The organism is Sphingomonas sp. PAMC 26605 (assembly GCF_000241485.1).
In the GTDB taxonomy this organism is placed as follows: domain Bacteria; phylum Pseudomonadota; class Alphaproteobacteria; order Sphingomonadales; family Sphingomonadaceae; genus Sphingomonas.
This window is the reverse complement of record NZ_JH584242.1, coordinates 85230-108999: the sequence shown is the minus strand read 5'-3', so window position 1 is coordinate 108999 and position 23770 is coordinate 85230. Positions and strand designations below refer to the sequence as shown.

Annotated in this window: 21 protein-coding genes; 11 read left to right on the top strand and 10 right to left on the bottom strand. The window is 61.6% G+C overall.

The annotated features are described in order from the left end of the window. Positions 1–41: 41 nt before the first annotated feature. Positions 42–1385 (bottom strand): IS1182 family transposase, encoded by a 1344-nt coding sequence (locus RH90_RS18755; protein WP_010188020.1) that lies wholly within the window; start codon positions 1383–1385, stop codon positions 42–44. Between the two features lie 433 nt (positions 1386–1818). On the opposite strand from RH90_RS18755, the gene RH90_RS18750 reads away from it, so the two are divergent. The 4 genes from RH90_RS18750 to RH90_RS22765 all read left to right on the top strand — a co-directional run bounded on the left by RH90_RS18750 (position 1819) and on the right by RH90_RS22765 (position 5649). Then, a complete protein-coding gene (locus RH90_RS18750) occupies positions 1819–3783 on the top strand; it encodes a GAF domain-containing protein (RefSeq protein ID WP_010188019.1) in 1965 nt (654 codons plus the stop codon). A gap of 14 nt (positions 3784–3797) precedes the next feature. Then, the gene (locus RH90_RS18745; protein ID WP_010188017.1) at positions 3798–4184 is read left to right on the top strand and encodes a response regulator; all 387 of its coding nucleotides are present in this window, start codon (positions 3798–3800) and stop codon (positions 4182–4184) included. Positions 4185–4420: 236 nt separating this feature from the next. Then, positions 4421–4951 carry a YybH family protein gene (locus tag RH90_RS18740; protein ID WP_037493748.1) on the top strand — a complete coding sequence of 177 codons (531 nt, stop codon included), beginning with the start codon at positions 4421–4423 and terminating at the stop codon, positions 4949–4951. Between the two features lie 287 nt (positions 4952–5238). After that, on the top strand, positions 5239–5649 hold the full coding sequence (locus RH90_RS22765; RefSeq protein WP_081477025.1) for a cupin domain-containing protein: 411 nt from the start codon (positions 5239–5241) through the stop codon (positions 5647–5649). A gap of 11 nt (positions 5650–5660) precedes the next feature. On the opposite strand, the gene RH90_RS18730 is transcribed toward RH90_RS22765, so the two are convergent. The 5 genes from RH90_RS18730 to RH90_RS18715 all read right to left on the bottom strand — a co-directional run bounded on the left by RH90_RS18730 (position 5661) and on the right by RH90_RS18715 (position 9808). Beyond that, complete coding sequence (locus RH90_RS18730; RefSeq protein ID WP_010188013.1) at positions 5661–6821, bottom strand: IS30 family transposase; 1161 nt, start codon at positions 6819–6821, stop codon at positions 5661–5663. A gap of 115 nt (positions 6822–6936) precedes the next feature. Further along, positions 6937–7197, bottom strand: coding sequence for a YdeI/OmpD-associated family protein (locus tag RH90_RS24020; RefSeq protein WP_010188011.1), 261 nt, complete (start codon positions 7195–7197; stop codon positions 6937–6939). A gap of 63 nt (positions 7198–7260) precedes the next feature. Beyond that, positions 7261–7536, bottom strand: coding sequence for a YdeI/OmpD-associated family protein (locus RH90_RS24015; RefSeq protein ID WP_198283468.1), 276 nt, complete (start codon positions 7534–7536; stop codon positions 7261–7263). 147 nt (positions 7537–7683) lie between these two features. After that, positions 7684–8913, bottom strand: coding sequence for a TCR/Tet family MFS transporter (locus tag RH90_RS18720; protein WP_010188002.1), 1230 nt, complete (start codon positions 8911–8913; stop codon positions 7684–7686). Next, the gene (locus RH90_RS18715) at positions 8903–9808 is read right to left on the bottom strand and encodes an NADP-dependent oxidoreductase (RefSeq protein ID WP_010188001.1); all 906 of its coding nucleotides are present in this window, start codon (positions 9806–9808) and stop codon (positions 8903–8905) included. The genes RH90_RS18720 and RH90_RS18715 overlap by 11 nt, the downstream gene beginning before the upstream one ends. 405 nt (positions 9809–10213) lie before the next feature. Here RH90_RS18715 and RH90_RS18710 point away from each other — a divergent pair, with 405 nt between their 5' ends. The 4 genes from RH90_RS18710 (at position 10214) to RH90_RS18690 (ending at position 15654) form a co-directional block, all read left to right on the top strand. Further along, the gene (locus RH90_RS18710) at positions 10214–10609 is read left to right on the top strand and encodes a BLUF domain-containing protein (protein WP_010188000.1); all 396 of its coding nucleotides are present in this window, start codon (positions 10214–10216) and stop codon (positions 10607–10609) included. A gap of 689 nt (positions 10610–11298) precedes the next feature. Continuing rightward, positions 11299–11769 (top strand): hypothetical protein, encoded by a 471-nt coding sequence (locus RH90_RS18700; protein ID WP_010187996.1) that lies wholly within the window; start codon positions 11299–11301, stop codon positions 11767–11769. 106 nt (positions 11770–11875) lie between these two features. Next, positions 11876–14908: an HsdM family class I SAM-dependent methyltransferase gene (locus RH90_RS18695; protein ID WP_010187994.1), complete on the top strand. Its 3033-nt coding sequence runs from the start codon at positions 11876–11878 to the stop codon at positions 14906–14908. Further along, on the top strand, positions 14905–15654 hold the full coding sequence (locus RH90_RS18690; protein WP_010187992.1) for a hypothetical protein: 750 nt from the start codon (positions 14905–14907) through the stop codon (positions 15652–15654). The genes RH90_RS18695 and RH90_RS18690 overlap by 4 nt, the downstream gene beginning before the upstream one ends. 141 nt (positions 15655–15795) lie before the next feature. On the opposite strand, the gene RH90_RS22210 is transcribed toward RH90_RS18690, so the two are convergent. Further along, a complete protein-coding gene (locus RH90_RS22210) occupies positions 15796–17706 on the bottom strand; it encodes a ribonuclease H-like domain-containing protein (RefSeq protein ID WP_010187990.1) in 1911 nt (636 codons plus the stop codon). 150 nt (positions 17707–17856) lie between these two features. On the opposite strand from RH90_RS22210, the gene RH90_RS18675 reads away from it, so the two are divergent. Continuing rightward, a complete protein-coding gene (locus RH90_RS18675) occupies positions 17857–19206 on the top strand; it encodes a dCTP deaminase domain-containing protein (protein ID WP_010187988.1) in 1350 nt (449 codons plus the stop codon). Here the strand turns inward: RH90_RS18675 and RH90_RS18670 are convergent. Next, positions 19203–19553, bottom strand: coding sequence for a hypothetical protein (locus tag RH90_RS18670; RefSeq protein WP_010187986.1), 351 nt, complete (start codon positions 19551–19553; stop codon positions 19203–19205). The two genes, RH90_RS18675 and RH90_RS18670, sit on opposite strands and share 4 nt — an antisense overlap. Before the next feature lie 363 nt (positions 19554–19916). Between RH90_RS18670 and RH90_RS18665 the strand changes: the two genes are divergently transcribed. Next, entirely contained in the window at positions 19917–20966 is a 1050-nt protein-coding gene (locus RH90_RS18665; protein ID WP_010187977.1) for an adenylosuccinate synthetase, read from the top strand. On the opposite strand, the gene RH90_RS18660 is transcribed toward RH90_RS18665, so the two are convergent. Together RH90_RS18660 and RH90_RS18655 are read right to left on the bottom strand one after the other, a co-directional pair. Continuing rightward, complete coding sequence (locus tag RH90_RS18660) at positions 20963–21727, bottom strand: hypothetical protein (RefSeq protein ID WP_010187972.1); 765 nt, start codon at positions 21725–21727, stop codon at positions 20963–20965. The two genes, RH90_RS18665 and RH90_RS18660, sit on opposite strands and share 4 nt — an antisense overlap. Positions 21728–21773: 46 nt before the next feature. After that, the gene (locus tag RH90_RS18655; protein WP_010187971.1) at positions 21774–22934 is read right to left on the bottom strand and encodes a hypothetical protein; all 1161 of its coding nucleotides are present in this window, start codon (positions 22932–22934) and stop codon (positions 21774–21776) included. 584 nt (positions 22935–23518) lie between these two features. On the opposite strand from RH90_RS18655, the gene RH90_RS18650 reads away from it, so the two are divergent. After that, on the top strand, positions 23519–23770 hold a 252-nt coding region (locus RH90_RS18650), incomplete at its 3' end, for a transposase (RefSeq protein WP_037493742.1).

Here is a 23770-nt window from a genome sequence, read left to right as displayed (position 1 = left end):
GGATGGCTGGTGACGCCGGCCACGGGAGGATACGCCGCGTATCAGGCCGGCGCAGCCTGCCGGGCGAGCAGCTGAAGATTGTATGCCGCGGCGGCCATGGTGAACTCCTCGGCTGCTCCTAACAGGCCCCGCAGCTTGAGCGTTCGTAGCCCCAGGGTGCGCTTCAGGTGGCCGAACACGCGCTCGATCCGCTGTCTTCGACGCCGTGCGTGCACATAGGCGTCGGTGCCAGCAAGGGCGCGCACGGTATCGCGGGCTTCCTCGCTGACGAGCCGGGTGACACCCCGCTTCGGACCGATGGTGCATTTCGGCTTCAGCTCGCAGGCAGTGCAATCGGCCGGCCGGCTTCGGTAGACACGCACCAGCTTGGTCCGGTTGGTGCCGCAATAGCCGAGCAGCTTGTCCGCCGGACAGCGGTAGGCATCCGCTTCCCGGTCGTAGCGGAAGGCATCCCGGGTGAAGAAGGCGTCCCGCTGGCGGGTCCGGTCTATGACCGGGATGTATGGCGTGATGTTCCGGTCGATCAGCCAGCCGAGCAGCCGACCGCTACCATACGCCTTATCGGCCGAGAGACTGGCGGGTTCGATGCCCAGCCTGGTGCCGGCGCGTGACACCAGCGTCCGGGTCGCCGCCACCTCGGCTGCGAAGCGGGCGGGCGTCGCCTCCACGTCGAGGATGCAGTCGGTGTCGAGGTCGAGCAGGGGGTTAATGGCGTATGCGTAGCGCGCCGGTCCGTGCTTGCAGGTGAGCGCCGCCTGCGGGTCGGTCGGCGAGATGCTGGTCGGATCGACGGGCGCTGGTTCGTCGGGGTCCGGCGGCAGCGCGGCATCGAGCGCCGCCAGATATTCGGCGACGGGTCGCGATATGCTTTCCCCGGCACGAAGCTCGTCTGCAGCGTCGGCCCCCTTCAGCTTCTTCTCGCGGCTGGCGTCGGCCATGATCGTGCTGCCGTCCACCGCCAAGTCGCGCCCCGTTACCAGCCCGGCCGCGGCGCACCGCGCGACTACCTGCTCGAATAGCAGACGATGTAGGTCGCAGGCGCGGAAGCGGCCGTGCCGGTTCTTGGAGAAGGTGGAATGGTCGGGCACTCGGTCGGCCAGATCGAGCCGGCAGAACCATCGATAGGCGAGGTTGAGGTGCACCTCCTCGCACAGGCGGCGTTCCGAGCGGATGCCGAACAGATAGCCAACCAGCAGCATTCTGAGCATCAGCTCCGGGTCGATCGAGGGTCGCCCATTCGCGCTGTAGCTTGACGCCAGCGCCTCGCGCACGAAGCCGAAATCCGGCACGCCGTCGATGCGTCGGAGCAGATGGTCAACCGGCACATGCTCATCGAGCCGGAAGCCGTAGAACAGCGCGCCCTGTGCCACCTGCCGACCCATCATGTCCGTGATCCCCCTACCGCCTTGCAGGAGTGAATCACGCCCTCGTCACCGTCGCAAACAGCCGTTTTTCAACAGCCTCGTCCGTTTGTTGAACGCCTAGAGTGGCTTCGGCCGGGGCCGCCCTCCGATGGCTACTCCTTCTCATAACTCCGTATCTGGAGCGAAATTTTAAGCATTTTAAATTGGAAACGGATTTTGGGAAAACCGTACCGAGTCAGGGCCCGCGCATGGCCGTAATGAGCGACCTTCCCGTGCCTAGTTCCCTTTCGGGGGTGCGACAGAGGTCCGGTGCTCACGAGATCGTCATTGCCGTCAATCGCGGGCTTGGTCGCCTTTGCTCCTCCCCGCGTAAACGGCGCATAAGATTGCGCTTATGGTCGTGTTCAGCGAAGGGTGTCCTGCTCGAACGTCCGGTTCAGTAGTGGAGAGGGCCATGGACGCGTTGGAAGCGCTTCAGAAATATGATGTGCTGGATACCGGACCCGAACAGGGTTTCGAAGACATCGTGGCGCTGGCCGCCCAGATTTGCCGGGCGCCGACATCCCTGGTGTCCTTGCTCGACACTGACCGGCAATGGTTCAAGGCGCGCGTGGGCTTCGACCCTGAGCAGACCAGCTTGGATCAGTCTGTCTGTCGTCACGTGGTGGAGGCGGCAAAAACCGTGGTCATCACCGATCTCACTGCCGATCCCCGAACCCGTGATAATACGCTCGTCACCGGAGGTCCGCGCATACGCTTCTATGCCGGCGCTCCGCTGGCGACCCGCTTTGGCGTTATCGGCGCGCTTTGCATCATCGACACCATCCCGCGTCCCGATGGTCTTACCGCTGATGAACAACAAGCGCTTGAGCGTCTGGCCCGGCAGGTTGTGGCCCTTCTTGAGATGCGGAAGGACGCGGCTGAACTACGGCGGGCCCTGAGCGAGCGTGACGCCTCAGAGGCTGCGGAGAGGGTTACCGATCGCCGCTGGCGAGACCTGTACCGGAACATGGAACAAGGATTCATCTACGCTCGTGTGCTTCGAGACGAGGACGGACAAATCTTCGACTGGCGCTACGAAGAGGTCAATAATGCTTGGGGCGAACTCGTCGGGATTGATCCCGACGACGCGCGGGGGAAGACCATTCGGGAGCTGATTCCTGGAATCGAGAACGAGTGGGTCATGGAACTGGCCGCGGTCGTCGATACGCACAAGCCTGTCCATTTCACCCGTCAGGTTGGCGTATTCAACCGATGGTATGACGGTGCGGCGCAGTGGATCGGCAACGACGACTTCACCGTCATTTTTCACGAGGTCACCGCGCGCGTAGAAGAGGTACGTCGGCGAGACGCGCTGCTGGCGCTTGGCGATGTACTTCGGAACGCCGGTGAAATCACGGACGTGATCGCGGAAGCCTCATGCATTGTCGGCGAGGCCGTGGAAGCGTCGCGGGCCACCTTTGGCGAGATGGACCATAACCGCCAACGGATACGGGTCGCATCCGGTTGGGCATTGCCAAACATGCCTTCCATCGAAGGCGACTATCGTTTTGATGATTACGGGCAGATGCGCCCCTACCTCATCCGCGGTGAAATCTTCGTCGTGAACGACGTGCTGACGGACGATCGTACCGCCAATGAGGCATCCAGCTGGGCCGAACTTCAGGCCCGTGCGGTGATTAACGTGCCGGTTCGAGAGCATGGACGGACGACTGCGGTCCTAATAGTTCACCGTGATACGCCGCACTCCTGGAACGCGGGGGAGCTTTCCTTCCTTCGCAATGCTGCTGACAGGTTGGAGATTGCCATCGCGCGCAAGCGCGACGAGGAACGCCAGGATGTGGTTAACGGGGAGATCGCTCACCGTTTAAAGAACGCGCTGGCGATGGCGCAGGCGATCTCAAATCAGACGTTGCGGGGCGATGCTTCGCCTAAGGGTCTAGAGGCTTTCGGCCACCGTCTTCAAGCGCTCGGAATGGCGCATGACGCGCTCACGGCTGATCGTTGGAAGGGCGCGACGCTTGGAGACATGCTGGCTAACGTGCTCGATGTCGCGGGCATCCGCGATCGATGCGTCCTGTCCGGTCCGAAGGTCGAGATGGGAGCCCGCGCCGCATTGTCAACCTCGCTGCTTACGCACGAACTCGCCACCAACGCACTTAAATATGGCGCCCTGTCGGTTGAGGGCGGTACTGTCGACATCGCCTGGGGCCTCGCGGGAGAAGCCGACGCGGTCCAGCTCGCACTTGATTGGACGGAGCGAGGTGGGCCGCCAGCTTCCCCACCAACCCGTAAAGGCTTCGGATCACGTCTGATTCGACTTGGCCTAATTGGAACAGGTGGCTCGGACGTGCGCTATGGACAAACGGGTTTTGCGGCGTCTTTCCGGGCTCTGCTCGCGCAGGTAGAGCAGACGTGAATTCAGGCGTATCGATGAAAGCGGGTAAGGTTGCGATTGTCCTTGTCGTCGAGGACGAGCCGCTTCAGCGCATGGACATGATCGACATGGCCGAAGAGGCCGGCTTCCAAGTTCTCGAGGCTCATGATGCCGATCACGCCATCGCTCTTCTCGAATCGCGTTCGGATGTGCGACTGGTGCTAACCGACATCGACATGCCGGGCGCCATGAACGGCATGAAGTTCGCCGCGGCGGTCCGCAAGCGATGGCCGCCGATCGCGATTATCCTGACGACCGCGGGTCACGCTCCAGCACCGGCTGATATTCCCGAGCAGGCCATTTTCATACCCAAGCCGCTCCATCACGAACGCACTGTCGAGACGATGCGTCGATTGACTGAAGAGCTGGCCGGCAAGGACTAGGCAAGCCTTGTGCTTGCGCCGCTCCGTCCGTGCCTCCCGTTTTACATCATGTCCCGAGAAAGCTAATCTGTTCTCGAAACTCGATCCATTTCGAGAAAGCACCCAGTCCGCTAGCGCCCAGGATGCGACGTTTTGACACATGAAGACATGCTCAGACCTGTCGCTGCGGCCGCTGGCAATCTGGGCAGACATGGCCCAATGTGCATTTGCTTTGGGAGCCTGGACTAGGAGTGGCCATGTTGGGTGATCGTTGGGGGATAGTCCCATGCGTATGCGCGGCAGCACTATCGGCTTCGCCGGCAGTCGCTCAAACCGCAGGTGACAAGGCGGCCATCATCCGAGTGGTAAGTCAGCAATACGAGATGTTCGGAAAACGAGATGCCGTTGGCTATGGCAAGCTGTTTACGGAAGACGGCACATTCATTTCGATGCCGGGATTGAAGATCGATGGACGCCGCGACATCACAGATGCCAACGCCAAATTCTTTACATTTATGAACGTCGAAAAAACACGAATAGCGTATAAACAGCCGCGTGTTAAATTCCTCAGTCCGAATACGGCTATAGTTTATAGTCCGTGGAGCGGTTTGTGGATGATTGGCGAGACTCGCGAGGAGTCCGGTTATTTGACGATGGTGATGTGCAAGCAGGCAGGCGGTTGGAAAATTAACTCGGCCACCAATGCTGCCAACGCAATGGGCGCAAAGGATTTTGATCTGGTGGATTACGACCCCGCTGATCCCCGTTGGAATGGGAAGGCGCAATAGAGACCTCGGGTAGGTTTTGCTGACGTCCGCCATAGCCTTCGAACCGAACCGGACGGACCGCTGACCACCAGGCATTGCCCTACTTATATCCGCGCGCAGGCCGAGTTTTGGGAAGCCCCTGGCGTTCTCATTGGCTGATCCCAATCTAAAACACCCCGGCCTTCTCAATCACCATTTATTTTCAGGAAACCAGGGAGCGGTCGGAAGCGCCTAGTTGTGGTCATAGTGACTGGCGTGCAACACACCTATCGGCGATCGCGAAAACGATCGTTGACGCCGGAGGCACTATGAAACGTATCGTTGGAATCGTCGTGGCCGTAGTTGTCTGCGCGGGCACGGTAGCGCTGGCCCAATCGCCACCTGCGGGCCTGAAGCGGACCGATCTTCTACGGCATGATCTGTCGATAGAAGGTCGTGAAGCGATTCAAACGCGGGTGGACTTTGCGCCGGGCGCGGTGGCGCCTTGGCACAGTCACCCAGGTGAGGAGTTGAGCTATGTGCCAGAAGGCGCGCTTCAGTTTCAGATACAAGGGCAAGAGCCCGTAACTCTCAAAACTGGAGATGCCTATTTCATCTCCGCTGGTGCGGTCCATACGGCGCGGAATCTTGAGACAATCCCCGGCGTCGAACTGGCAACTTATATCGTCGAGAAAGGCAAGCCGCTTCTCGTGCGTGCCGGGAAAGCGAACGGCAGCTAATCACGGTGGGTTCAACGGGTCGCTGCAACACGCTCGGCGAACATTTCAGCCGGTGTCTGATACATCAAGGTCTTTCTGGGGCGCTCGTTGAGCTGGCGAGCGATGGCGCTGAGTTTGGCCTGGCTGTGGAGCGACAGATCCGTTCCCTTGGGCAGATATTGGCGCAGCAGGCGATTGGTATTTTCGTTGGTACCGCGCTGCCACGGGCTTTGCGGATCGCAAAAATAGACGTCGACCTCGGTCGCCAGGGTGAAGCGCTTATGATCGGCGAGTTCCTTGCCGCGATCCCAGGTCAGCGACTGATAGAGCTCGCGAGGCAGTTTGCGCGCCTGCTTGATCAGGGCCGAGACGACGCTGGCGGTCTCCTTGTTCGCCACCTTGGCCAGAATCACATAGCGTGACTGGCGTTCGACCAGCGTCACGATATGGCTGTTTCGCGCGCCCGAGATGAGATCGCCCTCCCAATGTCCGGGCACGGCGCGGTCCTCGACTGACGCCGGCCGTTCGCTGATCGATATCGCATCCTTGATCTGGCCAAGCCCGTCACGCTTCAGGCTGGCGTGGCGCGAGCGGCGGATCGTGCGCTTCGGCCGGAGATGCTCGAGCAGCTCCTTCTTCAGGACGCCACGCGCCTGGATGAACAGGCTTTTGTAGATCGTCTCGTGTGACACGCGGTGCTGCTCTTCGTCCGGAAAGCTGCGCTTGAGCCAGCCAGCGATCTGCTCGGGCGACCAGCTGCGGCGCAGCTTGCGCGATACTGTTCGGCGTAAGCCCGGATGGCAAGCCAGCTTGCACGGCTTGGGGCGCAGCGCGCGATCCCACGTTGCCTGATCCGAGACGGTCCCGCGATACCGATCTCGACCGCCACCCCGGCCGACCTCGCGGCTGATCGTCGAAGGCGCCCGACCAAGCTGGGCTGCGATCGATCTGAGCGAGCGGCCGGCGACAAGACCTCTCGATATCTCCTCGCGCTCGCTCAGGCTGAGGGATCGGCCCGACCGCCTGCGCTCCGCCGGACGAATGCCGCCCGACGGCGACAGCACCGAGAAAATCGACGACGACTGCCGGTCAAACCGCCGGCCGATCGAACTCATCGACTCCCCGCGCTGCCACCGGTCCCAAATCTCGGATCGCTGTGCCGCCGAGTAATAAATCCGCTGACGCTGCTTCATCCCCACACTCCTTCTCCTCAAAGAATGAAGTGTTGCGACCACCCGTTGAACCCACCACCAGATCCGGCCATTCCCGAAACTCGATGCCGATCGAGAAAGCCCCGCCTCCGGGACGCTAACCGTGGATTGTCTCGCCGCGTTCAAGCATCGCAACAAAGTCGGCGATCCGCCTGGCGCGCGTCTCCAGCTTCTTCGCCGTGCCGATCCGGTAGAGGATCGCATAGCGATTCGCCCCCTTGAGGGTGACAAAGAATGCTGCGGCTTGAGGCGAGGCGTCCAGCGCGGCTTGTAGGTCGGACGGCACTTCAGCCGTGCTCGCGGGAGCATAGGCCGCCTCCCATCGGCCATCAGCCTTGGCGGCCTCTACTTCGGCCAAGCCTGCTGGGTGTATCCGGCCCTCCGCGATTAACTCCGTGGCGCGCGCCCGGTTAACCTCAGATCATTTGCTTGCGCGCTTGCGGGGCGTGAACCGGACGAGCCAGCTCGCTTCGTCATACCTGTCAAGCTGTCCGTCGATCCAGCCGTGGCAAAGCGCCGCGTCGATCGCTTCCGCCCTCAAGAGGCTGGGGGTTCCGGCACCTTTCTTGGCGAGTTTCAGCCACAGCCCCTTTGATGTTCTCAGCTCCGCAGCCAGCCGAGCATCAAACGCTGCCGCGCTATCGAAGCCAATGATCGGCAGTCCCGCTCGCATTTCCGCGCTCATCAAACGGGACAATAGCTCCCCCGATCCTTCTGGCAATGGTGTCGCGCGTTAAGCTGCGGCGGGCGTCAGACAAAAGACGCCACAATCCCGTTTCACCATCGTTTCCGGGAACGCCCCGAGCGTCTCGATCGCCGTTCCTGATTGGGAAGATGTGAATCTCTATGATCTAGGCTGTCGTTCCTCCGCCGGCCCGACATACTCCCGTCTCGTGCCCAGCAGCACGAACGGCACCGCCGCTAGGTTGACCGCAACCACCGCCAGCCAGACCGCGCCCGGCCAGTGCTGCTGCACGGCGAAGTAGAAGGCGGTGAAGCCGAGCGGTGCGACGATCGATGCCAGACTTACCGTTGAGGCGAGCAGGCCCTGCAACTGGCCCTGGCGGGCGGCGTCCACCGCCTTGGTTGCCAGAGCCTGCAAGGCGGGCGTTCCGATGCTACCGAGCGCGAACAACGGCATGACGGCGAACACCATCCAACCGCGAGAGGCGAACGCCATGCCGGCCAGCGCGACACAAGAGCAGGCAATCCCCGCCAACACCGCCTTGCGCTCCCCAAGCAGCTTCGCCGCCGCCCCGGGAAGGAAGGCTTGAACCAGCGTCTGCCAGATGCCGAATGCGCCGAGCGACAGACCAACCCAGAAGCCGTTCCAGCGGAAGGCGTCATAGCCCCATAAGGCCCAGCAAACGCCATAAGCCTCACCCGCTCCGCTCAACGTGAAATAGACTAGGACGAGCGGCAGCAGACGCGGCTTCGAGAACAGCCAGCGCATCGGTGCCAGGGGGTTAAGGGTAACCGGATCGAAGCGGTCGGTCGATCCACCGTGGGATTCGGGCAAGGCGACAAGCGCGAGCAGCAGGTTGCCGGCGTTGAGCGCGGCCGCGGCGATGAACGGCAGCCGCACCCATTGCTCGCCGAGCACGCCGCCCAGGACCGGGCCGACGATGAAGCCGGCCCCGAACATCGCGCTCAGCATGCCGAACCGGCGGGCTCGCAGCTCTTCAGGGGTGACATCCGTGACATAGGCCGTGGCGACGGAAATGTTGGCGCTCGTCAGCCCGGCCACGGCGCGCCCGAGTATCAGCATCCAGAGCTGGGGTGCGAGCGCCATCAAGACGTAGCTGGCTGCAGCTCCCATCAGCGAAACGAGCAGGATCGGCCGACGCCCGAGCCGGTCGCTCAGCATTCCGAGGACGGGCGCGAACACGAACTGCATCGCCGCGTAGAGCGAGGCAAGCCACCCGATGTAGGGGGCGACATCGGCCGTGTGCGTGACATCCCGGATTAGCTGGGGAAGGATCGGGAAGACGATCCCGATCCCCGCCGCGTCGAGCGCGACCGTGGCATAGATGACGGTGAGCGAGCGTCGCGTTCCGCGCGGGTCAGTCGACACGAACAACAAGCTTGCCCGTCACGCTACCGGATTGGCTGGCTTCCTGCGCCTGCTTTGCCTCGTCGAGGGGAAAAGTCTTTTCGATGCGCAGCGTGAACGTGCCGCTTTCGCAGAGCTGCGCCATCGTGGCGAACAGGCGCGCAGGATCGACGGGCGGTCCATGTGAGAACTTCGCGCCATATTGCTCGGCCGAGAAGTCGGCGACCGACAGGACGTGAGAGGCGTCGCCGACAATGGCGATCAACTCGGGGATGATCCCCGAGCCGGCAACGTCGATTGCGGCGTCTACCCCGGAGGGGGACAGCGAGCGAACGCGCTCGGCGAGGCCTTCACCATAGGTGGTGGGGATCGCGCCGAGGCCGGCCACGTAATCGTGCTTGCCCGCGCTGGCGGTGCCGATCACGGTAATGCCGCGCAGCCCCGCGAGCTGAAGGATGGCCGTGCCGACGCCGCCCGCTGCGCCGCTCACCAGCAGGGTCTGACCCTGCTCGACGCCGACCTGATCGAGCGCCCGCGTTGCGGTGTCTGAGATGACGGGAAGGCCGGCCGCGACCTCGAAGGAGACGCCGTCCGGCTTTCGCGCCCAATGCGTCAGGATCGCCTCCTCGGCCATGACGGCGTTGCCGAAGCCGAACACCGCGTCGCCGACCGCGACATCGGTGACGCCGGCGCCGATTTCGGTCACGACCCCGGAGCCTTCCACCCCGATCCCGGTGGGAAACTGGCCGTCCTCGAAGGCGCGGTACTGCCCCTCCCGTCGCTTCCAGTCCGACGGGTTCACGCCGGCGGCATGAACTTTGATCCGCACCTCTGCCGGTTCAGGATGTGGTGGCTCGACCTCGACCAGGTTGAGTACGTCCGGACCACCATATCCGTTGAACTCGATAGCCTTCATCTTCACGCTCCAACAGTCGTGGGATCACATACCCGCGAGTAAAGCCGACAACGGCAAGGCTGTCGGCCAGGATTATGGAGACGCTGGCCGGATCATCTGAGAAGGATGACCGACGTGTGCTTGGCTACCAGACCCATGCACGATGGTGACGGCAGCCGCTTTTCGCGACGACCGGTACTTACCAGCACCAAGTTGGTCAGGCAATAGCCTGACTGGGGTCGTGCATCCAACCGCGTTGGGCGACAGCTTTCCCGTAACGGTCCTTTTGAGAATTCGCTGGCGGCAGCGTTGTGCAGGAAACGTCCGGCTCCTCAACGTGCATGCCAAGCCACCATCGGCTATGATGCTTTTTTCGAAAATAAGCGGGGCTTGGCTTCTAAAAGGCCATAGGCTCGTTTCCTACCAATGCGTCGAATAATCTACACCAGCATATCGCTAACCGGGACCGACCTTGCCGAGCTTGACGCCATCGTGACTGAGTCGATCGCTTCGAACACCAAGGCTGGCATTACCGGCATGCTGTGGTCAAACGGTGCAAATTTCGCACAGGTTCTCGAAGGCGGTCATGACGAAGTTGGTGCCACGATGGACCGCATTCGGGCTGATCCGAGACACGTTGATATCGAGGTGGTTCTTGATCGCGCTGTAGTTTCCCGCCAGTTCGGTAATTGGGCGATGCGACGTGCAGACGACGGGGAAGCAAGCACGCCCGGCACCACGTTTCTGCTAGGATTTGCGTTGAGCGAGCGCACCGCTTCCGCGAAGCGACTATATGAAATCATCATGGCGATCGAGGGATAGGGCACAGCGCGTCATCATTGCTGACGGCTCAGCCTCTGTCCAGAAAACGGCCGTTTTCCGAACATCGGCATATGGGCCGGGAGAATCGTCCTTTGCCGCGCGCCAATGTTCATCAACCGGTTTGGATAACAATGTGCAGGAAGGGCCCATGTACGTCAGCTATCCGCACCGAGGTGCTCGATAGCTGCCCGTTGCCAATGGCCCCTCGCCAGTCGGCTTGATGCTGGTGCCGAGTGACCTCAGGAACGACGGTGTTCAAGACCGGTTACCGGACGCGCTCGGTCGCAAGGATGGGTGATCGCCGATCGTTTTGGCCTCGTCGAATGACGGGTTCCGTCCGAAGCGGCCATCCGCAACTTACTTCACGAACGACGTGAGTTGGTCGAGAGCCGCCCCCAGCAGCGCGGCGAGGCTGACCCAATAGACGACACTCGCGAGCCCATCGCCCCACCCCAGAAGCGGACATCCGTTAATGTGACGGATGTGCGTTGAGCGGCTAGCCCAATCGTCGAGCGGAATGGCGAAAGGGTGCGACTTCGCTGCCGTTCCCAAAGCGATCGTCAACGACGGCTTTCGCCAGGAGCGGACGGTCGAGCTGCACGGACCGCAACGAGCAGGAGGACGAGAAACGCTTCCCGCATCTTCCTGTCCATGCTTGCGTTTTTTTCTGTTGTCAGCGACAAGAAAAAATGGCGTTGACGACAATTCAGTTTACTCAGGAGCAGGCGCGCGAAATCGCGGAAGTGTCGCCGGGCGACGTGCGCGCCTGGCGTAAGGCGGTACCTTATCTGGCTGACAAGCCTGGCAAGGCCGCGCGTTTCACCTTTGCTGACTTGGTGGGCCTCGCGATTACTAGCGAGCTGACCCACCGCTTCGGAGCGCGGATCAGCGACATCGGGATCAGCGTGGACAAGCTGTTTCGCGAACTCGCCGACGCGCGCCCCGCGCATCTGGAAGGTTTTATTGCGCTTATTGGTTCGGCATCCGCTGATCTCCTGACGATTGACGATTTCTCGACGCGGCAGATCAGCGAGCCCACGCTGGTCGTACCCTGCAATCCCATCGTTAGTCGGATCGGAGCGCGCATGATGCCCTCGACGCCCAGTTCGGCGCAAAGCGCGCTTCCTTTTCCGCCGCAAATCCTCAAGGCCGGAAGATGAACCAGACCCGTTTGGAGTTTTCACCCCCCGGCGCGCCTAATCTCGCGCAGCAGCGGGGTGGCGCTCCCCATAGCCTTACGCTGCAGACTGCCGTGGCGGACGGACTGTGACCGAAGTCGTGAAGATCGATTTCGTTGAGGCGCTTCGGCAATTTGGGGCGGACGAAGCGGCTTTGCGCCTGCTCGATATAGATGGTCCTGCGCTTCTCCCCTATGCGACGTTGCTGTCTGCCCGCAACGGCGGCGACGCGGATCTCCTGGCGGTTGGCGGCATCTATGAATGGCAAGGTGCCCCGCTCGTCTTTCTCGTGGCGGCCGACCGGCTAGGCGGGGATGATGCTCGCCTCCGTCGGATCCGTCGTGTGCTGGCGATGCGCGGCGACGCGCCGTATCTGGGGGTCGTCGGTGCCGGACGTCTCGACATTTATCATATCGGCCTCGACGATTGCCGGCCGGCTGAGGCGCGCGTAGATGTCGGTGTCGCGACGGGGCAGGAGATCGCGACGCTGGCGCATCTGGCCAATGCCCGGCCGGGCCTGCCGGCAGGCAACCGGCAATGGATATCCCAGGTCGTCCTGAAGCTTCTCGGCGGCTCGATCGACACGCTCAAGACGGTGTGCGGCGTTGATGATGACGATGCGATCTCACTGGTGGGACGCGCCCTTTTCACGCGTTTCCTGGGCGATCGTCACCTGCTAGAATCGCTCGGGGTCGACATCCTCACGGCAGCCGGACTGTTCGACGATGCGGCGAGCGCAGCGAAGACGTCCGACTGGCTCGATGCCACCTTCAACGGCGATTTCCTGCCTACCTCCTTAGGAATTTGGGATCGGTTGCCGCAAGAAGCCTTCAAGGTGCTCGGCGACATTCTGCGCCGTGCGCCCGGAGGCCAGTTACTTTTCGGCTGGGAAGAGAGCTGGGACAGTCTGGATTTTGCTCACATCCCGGTGGGAGTGCTCAGCCAGGCCTATGAGCATTATCTCCACCGGCACGCTCCAGACCGGCAGCGGCGTGAAGGCGGCTTCTACACGCCACGCCCGATTGCGGACCTGATGGTCCGCGGCGGGCTGAACGCGGTCGCCCGCACGACTCCTGCCTATGCAGCCCGCATTCTTGACCCCGCCGCGGGTGCCGGCGTCTTCCTGATTACGGCCTTCCGCCAGCTGGTGGCGGAGAATTGGCGCGCGTCCGGCCGGCGCCCGGACACGCATGAGCTGCGCCGCATCCTCTACGACCAGGTCACTGGCTTCGACATCAACGAGGCAGCCCTCCGGTTCGCAGCACTCGGTCTCTATCTCATGTCGATCGAGCTCGACGCGCATCCCGAACCCGTGAGGAAACTCAAATTCGAAAATCTTCGTGGGCGCGTTCTCCTCAAGATGAGCGGCGACGGACAGGGGAGGTCGCTGGGAAGCCTCGGGCCGGCGGTAGGCGATGAACATGTTGGCCAATATGATCTTGTCGTCGGCAACCCGCCCTGGGCGACCAGCACCCGCCTACCCGGATGGCTTGGGGTGCAGGCGATCATCCATCGTATCGCAGCCGAGCGTTTGCCAGCGGACTATCCGCCTCCGCCGATTCCGAACGAGGTGCTCGACCTACCTTTTGTGTGGCGCGCGATGGAATGGGCGAAGCCGCTTGGCCAGATCGCCTTCGCACTTCATGCTCGGCTGCTGTTCCAGCAGGGCGATGGCATGCAATCGGCACGACGGGCGTTGTTTGCGGCGCTCGACGTTACGGGTGTGATTAATGGTGTCGAGCTGCGCCAGACCCGGGTGTGGCCGGAAATCGCGGCACCCTTCTGCATTCTTTACGCCTGCAATCAAGCGCCTCCACAGGGCGCAGGATGCCGCCTCGTCAGCCCCCGGTTGGAAGGGGCGCTCAACCAGTCCGGCGGCATGCGGATCGATGCTACCAATGCCGAACTGATCACGACGAAGGAGATCCTCGAGACGCCGGAGATCTTCAAACTTCTTTTTAAGGGAACGCGGGCCGACGTTCAGGTCTATGAACGACTGAGGGCTCATGTACCTGAGCGCCTTGGCGAATATTGGCGCCGCCTCTTTGGGGTCGAGGCTGGGCGGGCCCGTTTCACCGGAAACGGGTACCAAAAGCTGAGGAACAGCAGCCGTATCAGAACGCATGGAGATGGCCTGCCCGGCGTTCCGGCTGACTATCTACATGGCCGTCGGGAAGTCACTTTAGCGTCGATGACCAATATTCTGGTCGACGAGGAGGCGCTTCCCTTCTTCAATGAGGCTCGCATCCATGACCGGCGGGCTGAGACATTGTTCGACGGTCCGCTCGTCGTCGTCCAGAAAGCGCCGCCGGCATCTCTCGGGCGGATCAGGACGGCTATCGCGCAGCGCGGCGCCGTCTTCAATACCAGCCTGTATGGGTATAGCTCGCGAGCGCACGACAACGGATTGCTCGTCCGTTACCTGAGCCTTGTCATCGGCAGCAAGATCGCTCTGTGGCAGGTGCTGATCACCAGCGGCGAGTTCGGCTTCGAGCGCGATACGGTCGAGAAGGCGACGATCGACCGACTGTTCATCCCAACGGTGGAATCCCTCTCCTGCGACGATCGGTGCGAGGTGCTTCGACTCTTCCAACTGGTCCAGGACGGCGCCCCGGATGCATGGAACGAGGTCGATCGTTGGTGCGCCAGCATCTATCATCTGCGCGAGCGCGACCTGCAGGTCCTGACGGATACGCTGCAGTTCAACCTGCCTTTTGCCGAAAACCGTCGTCTCGCCCAAGCTCCGGCTGGAAATGAGGCTGTTAAGCAATTCTGCAAAGTGTTGGGGGCCGAATTGTCGCTTTGGGGACAAAGGCTAGGCCGGTACATCGAAGCGCTTCCGGCTTCCAAGATGGACGCATCGCCTTGGCGGGGCATCCGCATCACATCCAGCGTCGCGAAGCCGAAACGGCAAGCGGTCCAGCATATCGACTGGGCCAAATTCCTGCCTCTCGCAGACCATTTCGCAGCGACCGAGGTCATATTCGAGGAAGCGCGTGATTGCCTGTGGCTCGGGCGGCTTGACCAAGCGCGCTACTGGTCGGAAAGCCAGGCTCGACTGGTCGCGCAACGCGTGGCTTGGGAGCATATGGATGTGCTGAAGGGGCGGGCGAGCGCGTGACCATCCGCTCCTCCGCCCCGCGTCCCGAACAGATTGACGAGCTCACGCGTGGGATTGAGCTGCCATTGGCTGCGCTCCATGAGGAGCATTTAGCTCTGATCGCGGACATGATCGCGCTCGCATGGGGCGACCTTGCCCTCAATCGGGCGAGCACGCTGGCGACGGGATCCGAAGCCGAGATTAACGCGCTGCTGGAAGCCCGCCTGAGCCGCCTGCTCGACGAGCAACCGTTGTGGGAGCAATTGGTCCGCTCTGTCGCGCGCGGCAAGGAGACGGTGAGTTTCAATGGGGCACATCTCGAAAAGCGCCCAGATCTTTCTATCTTTCTGTCGGGCCGGTCTCCGGCCTTTCCCCTGGTCGTCGAATGCAAGCTCATCGATGCGCCAGGCGGCAAGTCCGGCACTCTCTATTGCAACAACGGCCTACGCCGCTTCCTGACCGGCGAATATGGCTGGTCGGGCCGGGACGGCTTTATGCTCGCCTATGTCCGCGATCAGTCCACAATCGAGTCCTGCTTGTTGCCGTTTCTTGCTGCCGGCCGAATTGCAAAACCGGACCCCTTTGCGGTGAGCGACTGGCCGGTTGAGAGTGGCCATGCTGTGCTTGACCTGGCGGCAACGCGGCACGCCCGCGCTTTTCGTTACTTGAACCGGGCAGCGCCAGCCGATGCGCCTGGCCCGATCGCAATATGGCACCTCTGGCTGCCCGCCTGGACCGGCGGCACTTCCTCAGCGATCGAAACCTAGCCTCCAGGCGGCGTACCTCGCCGTTGCCATCGCAAGGCGGCTATTTGCCGAGGATGCAAAGTTGTCCAAAGGACGCAGGCAATGGGTGTAGTGCCGACCAACGGCGGTTCAAAGAATGAGCAATCTTCTCCGTTACCGGGATCAACCCGGACGTTTGCGCTCTACCGCATTTGCCACGATCTCGTCCGCCACACCCGCGAGATCGTGCATAGTGCCGTCGTTCCTCACCGACATCATCGCTAATGACCGTAGCGGCACGATGCCACCCTCGACGGGCTCGTTGTCGATGCGCGAGAATTCCTGCGCCGTCAGCTCCCCTTCAAGATAGCGGGTGCGGCGCTGTTCGTCCGAGGCATCGACATGCACGTGGATGAAGTTGCCGCCCGCCCGCTCAGCTAGAAACGCATGGTCGTCCGGAAAACGCAGGCCGTCGATTACGCACCGCCTCCGATCGCCAATCCGCTCCAGCAGACGCTCGCCCATCCATCGCTGTCCTTCCTCCCTATGGAGCCGCCATCCTTCCACCTGTCGCGAACTGCGGTCCGGGGTTTCGCCCTTCGCCAGGATAACGTCGTCCACCACCTCGCTATAGCGAGCATAGGCGAAGCCGCGTTCCCGTAGCATCCTGGCAAGCGTGGTTTTGCCAGCAGCGATGCGGCCGCTGATCCCAATGATGGTCCTACCCGGAGCTTCGGAAAGCGACGGTACGATGAGCGGCGCCTCGTGTTCGTCGCCAAGCGCCTCCGAAAGCCCTGCGAGGAAGAAGCTCCCGACCAGTGTGCATGTGATGGCGTCGAGCTCGTCATGCGAAGGCATCTTACGTTCGAAGTCGCCGCGATATCCGAATTGACTCAGACCCTGGGCGAGGAACTCCACCCCCGCGCCCTTCCGTGGGATGCCCACGATGTCCTGAGCGGCTCCCGGATAGCTCTCGATGACCGGATAGCCCAGCGCGCGAAGGCGGGCGGCAAGACCAATGCCCCGGGCTGTGAGCCGCTGCATCGAAGGAAGAAGACAGGGATAGACGTTGATTCCGCGCCGCTTCAGAGTGCGTTCGCACTGCCGCAGAATTCCGAACCTGTCTCGGCCAGGATCATCGTCGAACACGCTGACACGTCCGCGTGGAAGGCAAAGCGGTGAGTCGATCGAAACAAGTTCGGGACGGTCCCGAAGGACCGCGGCCACTATGTCGTCGTCCGTGTTAATACGCTGCGTCGCGACGTCGCATCCCCGAGCCGTCGCGTAACCCGTCGGGCGCGTTTCTGATCCCGTCAGGTCAATTCCCGTGACAACGGCGTTGGCCGCTCTCGTCTCTCCGAACAGGTTCTCGAAGCTGAAGCGCGGCGTACCCCGTTGCTGCGGAACCGGGAGCGTTGCATCGGGACAGGCCCACCCGAGCGGGTTCGCGGGACGGCCGACGAAAGGAACGGTGAACATGCTCGGATCGATCTGCTCGAAATAGTCGCGAACGTGATCCGCGATGTGGCGCATTCCCTCGACATCGGCCTGATTGTACCTGATCAGCCTGCGAAGGGACTCAGTTTCGCCGCGAAGATAGCGATGCCACAGCAACACGGCCTCCGCGCCGTCCACATCCTCAAGGCCTCGCCTGTGAGTTAGCGCCAGTTGGCGCTCTATGATCTTCTGGCCGCCAGTGAGCCCGGTGTGACGCACGGCGTAGCGAAGATCGACGTGGTCGGTCGGGAAGCGAAGATCCGGAAAAGCTGTCTTCAGGAAAGGTAGGTCGAATGCGGAGCCGTTGAATGTCACGAGGGTTCTAGCTCGTGCCGCTATGTCGTGCAGCTCATCCACCTCGTCGCCGGCAAGCCAGCTACGGTACTCACCGTTCAGGATGGTGCCGACGAGGGTTATCGAATGATAGAAGCGACTCAGCCCCGTCGTCTCTATGTCGAGGAAGAGGACGCTTTCGGGTCGATACGCCGCGTCGAGCAGCCGCGCTCGCAGCGCCTTGGCGCTTGGAGTGAGTTTGATGGCTCGCGACTTCACCTCGAAAGGCAGCTGCCTTAAACCCTCGGGGACGTTCGTAGTCATGGGGTGCCTTCCTAGCCCGCGGTGGCGCAGATGGCGAGGGCGGTCGAGGGGCGGCAGCGATCGAGTGCCGTCTCCAATCCCGCGGTCTGGTGTTCTTGCGAGCACTTCGCCGGCCTGTCACAAGCATGATGCCGATCCGCGGGAGGAAAGATGCTGAAAGCCGTACGCCGTTCCATCCTCGTCCTGGCAGAGGGGCTGGTGCAGGCGCTTCTCCCAGAGGACGAGCCGGCATCCATCAGCGCGGCGACTCCCGCTCCCGCACCGACGCCAGCCGCTTCGAAAGACCCGCCTGACGAGCCCGAGTTCGAGATTGTCGGCGCGACCGACTTGCCGGAAGCGGAAAGGCGGTATCTTCACACGAAGGAGCACGATCCATTCCCGGGAGTGCCGCCAGCGCTGCTCAACTCCGCGCACATCGAGGACTACATGATCGCGACCGCGATGGTGTTTCCATACCAGAGCAAGCGGAGGAAGTCGGCGTCGTACGCTATGCGGGTCGGATCGGAGATCGCCTTCTGGGATCCCAAACGGCCTCGCCGGGAACTCCCCATCCGTCCCCTTGCCGGACGTGAGGCGTTCAAGCTGCCGCCGAATTCCCTCGTCTACGTCCAAACGAAGGAATTGTTTCAGCTTCCGAACTACATGGCGGTCCGCTTCAACCTCCACATAGATTTGGTGCACAAGGGGCTTTTGCTAGGAACCGGTCCGCTCGTCGATCCCGGCTTTCGCGGGCACCTGATGATCCCATTGCACAACATGACGGCGAACACCTACGTCATTGCCGAGGATGACGAACTCATCTGGGCGGAGTTCACGAAAACTTCCCTCACACCGGAATGGACGGCTAGGGCACAGAACGATCACGAAGCGCCCGGTCCGTCTGCGGATTTCGCTCCGTTTCCAAAGGATAAGTCGGATAAGGGCATGGCCGACTATTTTGAACGTGCCCTCGAACCGCACGCCCTTCGGAGTGGCAAGCGGAACTATCCGTTCCCCGCGAACGCCATACCGTCCGCAGTTGAGCGTGCTCAGCGAACTGCCGAGAAGGCAAAAGCCGACGCGAAGCAATCAAGGCTGGACGCGGACAAGGCATCCGATTCCGCGAATCGCATCAAGAACTGGGGAATCGGCACCATCCTCGCCGTAGGCATCGCGCTTGTCACGCTCATCTGGGTCACGATGCAGATGGTTCAGGCCACCGTGGGGCTGGCAGACACGACCGCGGAGCGCGTGCGAACTCTTTCCGGCGAGATGGCCGCACTCAGGCGGGACGTCGCAAACCGCGACGCCAGTTGGACGCGAACGATGCTCGTCGACTACTGCCTCGTCCAGGGAAACACACCCGAAGCGCAAGCCGAACGCCTCAAGCTGTCCGGGCGTGTCGCAGCTGCGGAAGCCGTCGCAACGGCGTCGGCAATTGCGGCCGGCCTGCCGAACCCGTTCCCGAAGCCTTTGGCCCGGACGGCCGAACCGGCGCCCAATGGGTGTACCGTGCGCTAGTTGACCTTCCGCAAGAGATCGAACGCCATACTCGTACCTACTGCGACCATAATCAGTCCCGCAGCGACAGCGGTCATCGGCAACGGAAGAGCGAGGGCGAAGGCGAGGACCGTGCGCCATCCAGCGGGATTCGAGGAAAGAGCAGAAACGCCGATGACATTGGCGAGCGAGATGCCCGGCATGCGACCGGACACAAGCCAGATCATAAACTGCAGGACGAGTAGGAGAAGGCCGAAAAGCCCCGTCGCCAATCCGATCACAGCGAGCAGCAGCGCACGCAGGTACGAGGAGCGGACAGAGGACGGCAGTGGGACACGGTCGGGGACGGCGTTGGGCGAATCTTGCATCGGCGAAACTTAGCCCGCCTACTCTTAGTGGAAAAGATGGGTGCACCATCGCTGACCCTGCTACCGACCGGCGACCCGGGAAGTATGCTGTTGCGCAACATCCGGAGGAGCTACCTACCCAGGTCTCAACGAAAGATCCGCTGCCTCTGCCCGCGCTGACGACGCATTCCTCCGTCGTTGGGGTGCGGCGCGAACGCCACGTCACAGCCGGAACGCTGGCTTCGAGCGGCGGCAATCATTTGATTAGTCGCTTGACCGATTGGTCGGGGAAATTCGGCGGTAAAAACGATTTGGCGTTCTAACGTTGGAGCATTTCCGATACCACGTTATAAGCGTCCAACTCTCATCGGAGGATCGTTAGTAATGCCAGTATCAGTGGTGGTCGGTGGACAATATGGATCGGAGGGTAAAGGAAAGACCTCGCTCCACATTGCACGCACCGATCCGACTGTCGCGGCGATAATCCGGGTCGGCGGCTCGAACTCAGGGCACATCGGGGTATCGAAGGCGGGCGAACACATCGCGCTCCGGCAGTTGCCCGCTGGCGGTATCGATGGCGATCACGAGATTCTTCTTCCAGCCGGCTCGTACATCGACGTCGAGCTACTGTTGCGGGAGATCGATCTTCTTGGCTACGATCCCGCACGCCTCATGATCAGCCCGTTCGCGCATATCATCACCGCCGATCACAAGCGTTGGGAAGCGGCGAACGGTCTCGGAGAAGCCATCGGCTCGACGCTATCCGGCACGGGAGCGGCCGTGCTCTCCCGGGTCGCCCGCGGTGGCGGATCCCTGCCGGACGCCGTCCGCGCGGAGGACGTCCCGCAGCTCGCCTCGTTCATCGGGAGCACCACGACGCGCGCGCGCGAGCTTCTGAAGAGTGATCGGCGACTGGTAATCGAAGGCACTCAGGGCTTCGGCCTTTCGTCGCTGCACGCTGAGGCTTGGCCCAAGGCGACCAGTCGGGACACGACCGCCGCCGGTTTCCTCGCCGAAGCTGGCCTCAGCCCGTTTGACGTCGATGACGTGATCCTCGTGATCCGCTGCCATCCGATCCGGGTGGCTGGACGTCAGTCGGGACCGCTTCCGCACGAGACCACATGGGACGAAATTGCACGTCGGGCGGGCATCGACCACGACATCAGAGAGTTCACGACCGTGACGAAAAAGGAGCGTCGCGTCGGTGACTTCGATCCTGAAATCGTCCGGCAGGCGATAGCCGTGAACCGGCCGAGCCGGATCGTGTTGAACCACCTTGACTACGTGGCGGCTGGCGACGCGTCCGAACAGCCGGGTGCAGAGGCTCTCGACTACGTCCAGAGGGTCGAGGGCGCGATCGGACAGCGCATCGATCTCGTTGGCACATCACCGGCAAGTCTGATTGATCGCGCGTCCCTGCGAGTGGGCGCCTAGTCCGCGCCTGACGTCTTAATGATCTGAATATCCGTGTCGAGAGCCCAGCCCCGGCTAAGGAACTCCATCGCTCGCGCCTCAAGTCGGGCCGAGTGGCGTTCCTGAGCGACAACCCATATGTGCCTGCACGACCCGCGCCTGAAAAGCAGCGGTATCAGCGTTTTCGTCCCGCCCAACTTGGTCGAGAATTGAGTCGCTAATCTTGCGGTCTGCTCCCACGCGGGAGCAGACCGGTTCAAATGATTGTAGATGACGAGCGACTTGCCAGCATCCCACGCCTGCTCGATCTCACTCCAGAAGACGTACTTCCCGGCCTTCAGGCCACGCCTGTCGAGCGCTGGCGTCTCAATACCGTTATCGGGATCGAAAAAGATTAGATCGGCTTCGGCCAGATTGCGTAAGCCCCGCTTGAACCAAGCCGCACGATAGCTTGCTCGCTCTGCAGGGGTGCCCTTTTTCAAGACCAAGGCACTGAAAAACAACGTATTGGCCGGAAGTATGCCACGCCCCTGAGCAGCCGCTATCGTTCTCCGCCCGGAGGCGACCAGATCTGCCAGCATTGCATGAACCTCAGGACTTCTGAGCGCGATCTCCGGCTGGCCCAGGTACGAGATGTGCCTTCCGTCGCCGTTATGAGTTTCGTCTGGGAACCGGTACCAGAGCACCCCCAGCGGAATGAGGCTTTCTCCACCGCTCGTCAGCGAATTTAGTAGCGAAAACTTAGCGTAGTCGCCCGCGTCTCCGATGTATCTGTCCTGCATTAGTGTCTAGCGCTCCGTTGTGCAGCCTTCGAACCATACCGGTTCTTTACCAAGCGTGCGCGGTCCCACGTTCCAAGCCCTGCCGCTTCATCTCCAACTGCATCTGCTTAATCTGGAGCTTCATCCCATCGATTTCGCTTCGCTGCGTAAGTAGCTGCTTCCTCAGTGCCGGGAAGGCCGTCCGGATCTCCACCGGCGCTGTTTGGTTAAGGTCTACGTCTCCGAGATGCTGCTCAAGCTCCTTCTGAACCACCTCCGTTTGATCCCGTATCTTCACGGCTAGGTCCTCGTTGCGAGCGGACAGGTTAGACAGGAACACGGTCGAGGCGAGCCCCAGCGAACCCAAGCCTATGAACGCCGACGCGAAAGCGATCGTGTTCAATGTCTTAAGGCGTTCAGTTGCCTCCGCGACGGACTTCGCGTCGGCCGCCGATGCGGCGGCAGCCGAATTGGCCTCCGCGAACATAGTCGGAAGCGAACTCCGTATCGGCACCTTGTTACTTCGGTACTGAGAGGCAGCCTTGTTGAGGAACACCGTGATGTCCCAGTGTCCTTCGCCCTTGGGATCGGTGGTCACGCTCGGGGCTCGGGCGGGATCCGTCCTGCCGGCAGAGAGCGTCGTCTTCGTGAACTCCACCCAGATTAGACCCTCGTCGCGCGGAATCTCGTAGTCCTGGTCAGTGAGGTTATGGAGCGGAATGCACAGTTTGCCCCAGAAGCCGGGATCGACAAGCGGGCCCGTTCCAAGAAGAAGGCCACGATGAACATGCTGGATTTGGAGATTGAAGCGCAAGGCGATGAAATCCGGAACGCGGAAGTCGAGATCGCTCTCCACAAACACGATGCTATTCCTCGGTACCTTGAGATAGGCGTCGGTCGTCGCGTCGAATATCTGGACGGGGCTGTTACTGTCCTCAAAGATGAACGCCCGCGAGCCGATCCGGCCTTCGTACGCTGCCTTCTTCAGGCGAGATTTTGGCGCGTCGCTTATGAAGAAGGGCGCGATCGCACCGGTGCTCGTGACGACCCCCGTGATGTGCTGCGAACTGAGCAACGTGTTCGGGATGTCGAGTTCGCGAGGCTCACGCTTCCATGCCTCCGCAAGTCGCTTCCCATCCTCGGGCGAGACCAGCTCGACCTCCTTGCCAGTTACAGGCGCGGTAGGCATCGATGTGGCCTCGGCGGCGGCTTTTCGACGGAAAATCATGCGCAGGTCTTTACTCGTGACGCCTTTACGGTCAATCGATCGCGTTCAAGAGCGGCGGCGCCCTCGTCAATCGTTTCGCCGCTGTTTCTCCGAGAGACGAGCGGTCTGCTTGCTGAAACCACGCAATTTCAGGAGCAGCGCGCGACGTGTATAAGCCAAGCGTCTTGCAAGATACGCGAAAATTATCCCATGGCAGTCAATGAATCAAAGACGTAGGGCGCTTCCATACAGTGCTGGCACGCCCCTTACTGCAACTGGAGAGATGAGCAAATGCTCGCGTCTGCTCGGGGTCTTCAGATGGCAACAGTTGGATGAAGAGCCGCGGCGATCCTCGCTGTTGCGCCGGCATAATGTTCGCGTACGGAACTTAGCCTTATCTCAGCATATAAACGAATGTCGCCTTTTGCTGATACAAGCTCCAAACCGGCCATTCCGCTTTCCACCCAATGAGTAATAGGTTGCGCCGGCACCGATTGTTAAACGGCTGACAGCAAGCATCGGGCGGGCTTTTCTGGCTTAGAGTCTGTTTGGAAAATCGGTGTGTGGGGGTTTCGCGGCAGGTGGGTTTATGATTCAAGCTGCGGATGTGGAACGAGAAGAGCCGCAGCCGGATGGCGCAGATCGCAAAGAAGACCAAACGCTATCCGTCTGATTTGACGGATGAGGAATGGGCGCAGATAGCGCCTCTCATGCCCGCTCCCGGCCGGCGTGGTCGTCCGCGGGAGGTCGATTTTCGCGAGGTCATCAACGCTGTGCGCTATCTGGTCCGGTCGGGGTGTGGGTGGCGTATGCTGCCGATCCATTTTGGCGCGTGGCAGACGGTCTATGGGTGGTTC

Coding starts and splice junctions, on each gene's coding strand:
- RH90_RS18670 (WP_010187986.1), bottom strand. CDS start 19,553: ATGCAAGATTCGCCCAACGCCGTCCCCGACCGTGTCCCACTGCCGTCC.
- RH90_RS18700 (WP_010187996.1), top strand. CDS start 11,299: ATGGCGTTGACGACAATTCAGTTTACTCAGGAGCAGGCGCGCGAAATC.
- RH90_RS18715 (WP_010188001.1), bottom strand. CDS start 9,808: ATGAAGGCTATCGAGTTCAACGGATATGGTGGTCCGGACGTACTCAAC.
- RH90_RS18675 (WP_010187988.1), top strand. CDS start 17,857: ATGCTGAAAGCCGTACGCCGTTCCATCCTCGTCCTGGCAGAGGGGCTG.
- RH90_RS18745 (WP_010188017.1), top strand. CDS start 3,798: ATGAAAGCGGGTAAGGTTGCGATTGTCCTTGTCGTCGAGGACGAGCCG.
- RH90_RS22765 (WP_081477025.1), top strand. CDS start 5,239: ATGAAACGTATCGTTGGAATCGTCGTGGCCGTAGTTGTCTGCGCGGGC.
- RH90_RS18755 (WP_010188020.1), bottom strand. CDS start 1,385: ATGATGGGTCGGCAGGTGGCACAGGGCGCGCTGTTCTACGGCTTCCGG.
- RH90_RS18655 (WP_010187971.1), bottom strand. CDS start 22,934: ATGATTTTCCGTCGAAAAGCCGCCGCCGAGGCCACATCGATGCCTACC.
- RH90_RS18660 (WP_010187972.1), bottom strand. CDS start 21,727: ATGCAGGACAGATACATCGGAGACGCGGGCGACTACGCTAAGTTTTCG.
- RH90_RS18740 (WP_037493748.1), top strand. CDS start 4,421: ATGTTGGGTGATCGTTGGGGGATAGTCCCATGCGTATGCGCGGCAGCA.
- RH90_RS18750 (WP_010188019.1), top strand. CDS start 1,819: ATGGACGCGTTGGAAGCGCTTCAGAAATATGATGTGCTGGATACCGGA.
- RH90_RS18665 (WP_010187977.1), top strand. CDS start 19,917: ATGCCAGTATCAGTGGTGGTCGGTGGACAATATGGATCGGAGGGTAAA.
- RH90_RS18730 (WP_010188013.1), bottom strand. CDS start 6,821: ATGAAGCAGCGTCAGCGGATTTATTACTCGGCGGCACAGCGATCCGAG.
- RH90_RS22210 (WP_010187990.1), bottom strand. CDS start 17,706: ATGACTACGAACGTCCCCGAGGGTTTAAGGCAGCTGCCTTTCGAGGTG.
- RH90_RS18710 (WP_010188000.1), top strand. CDS start 10,214: ATGCGTCGAATAATCTACACCAGCATATCGCTAACCGGGACCGACCTT.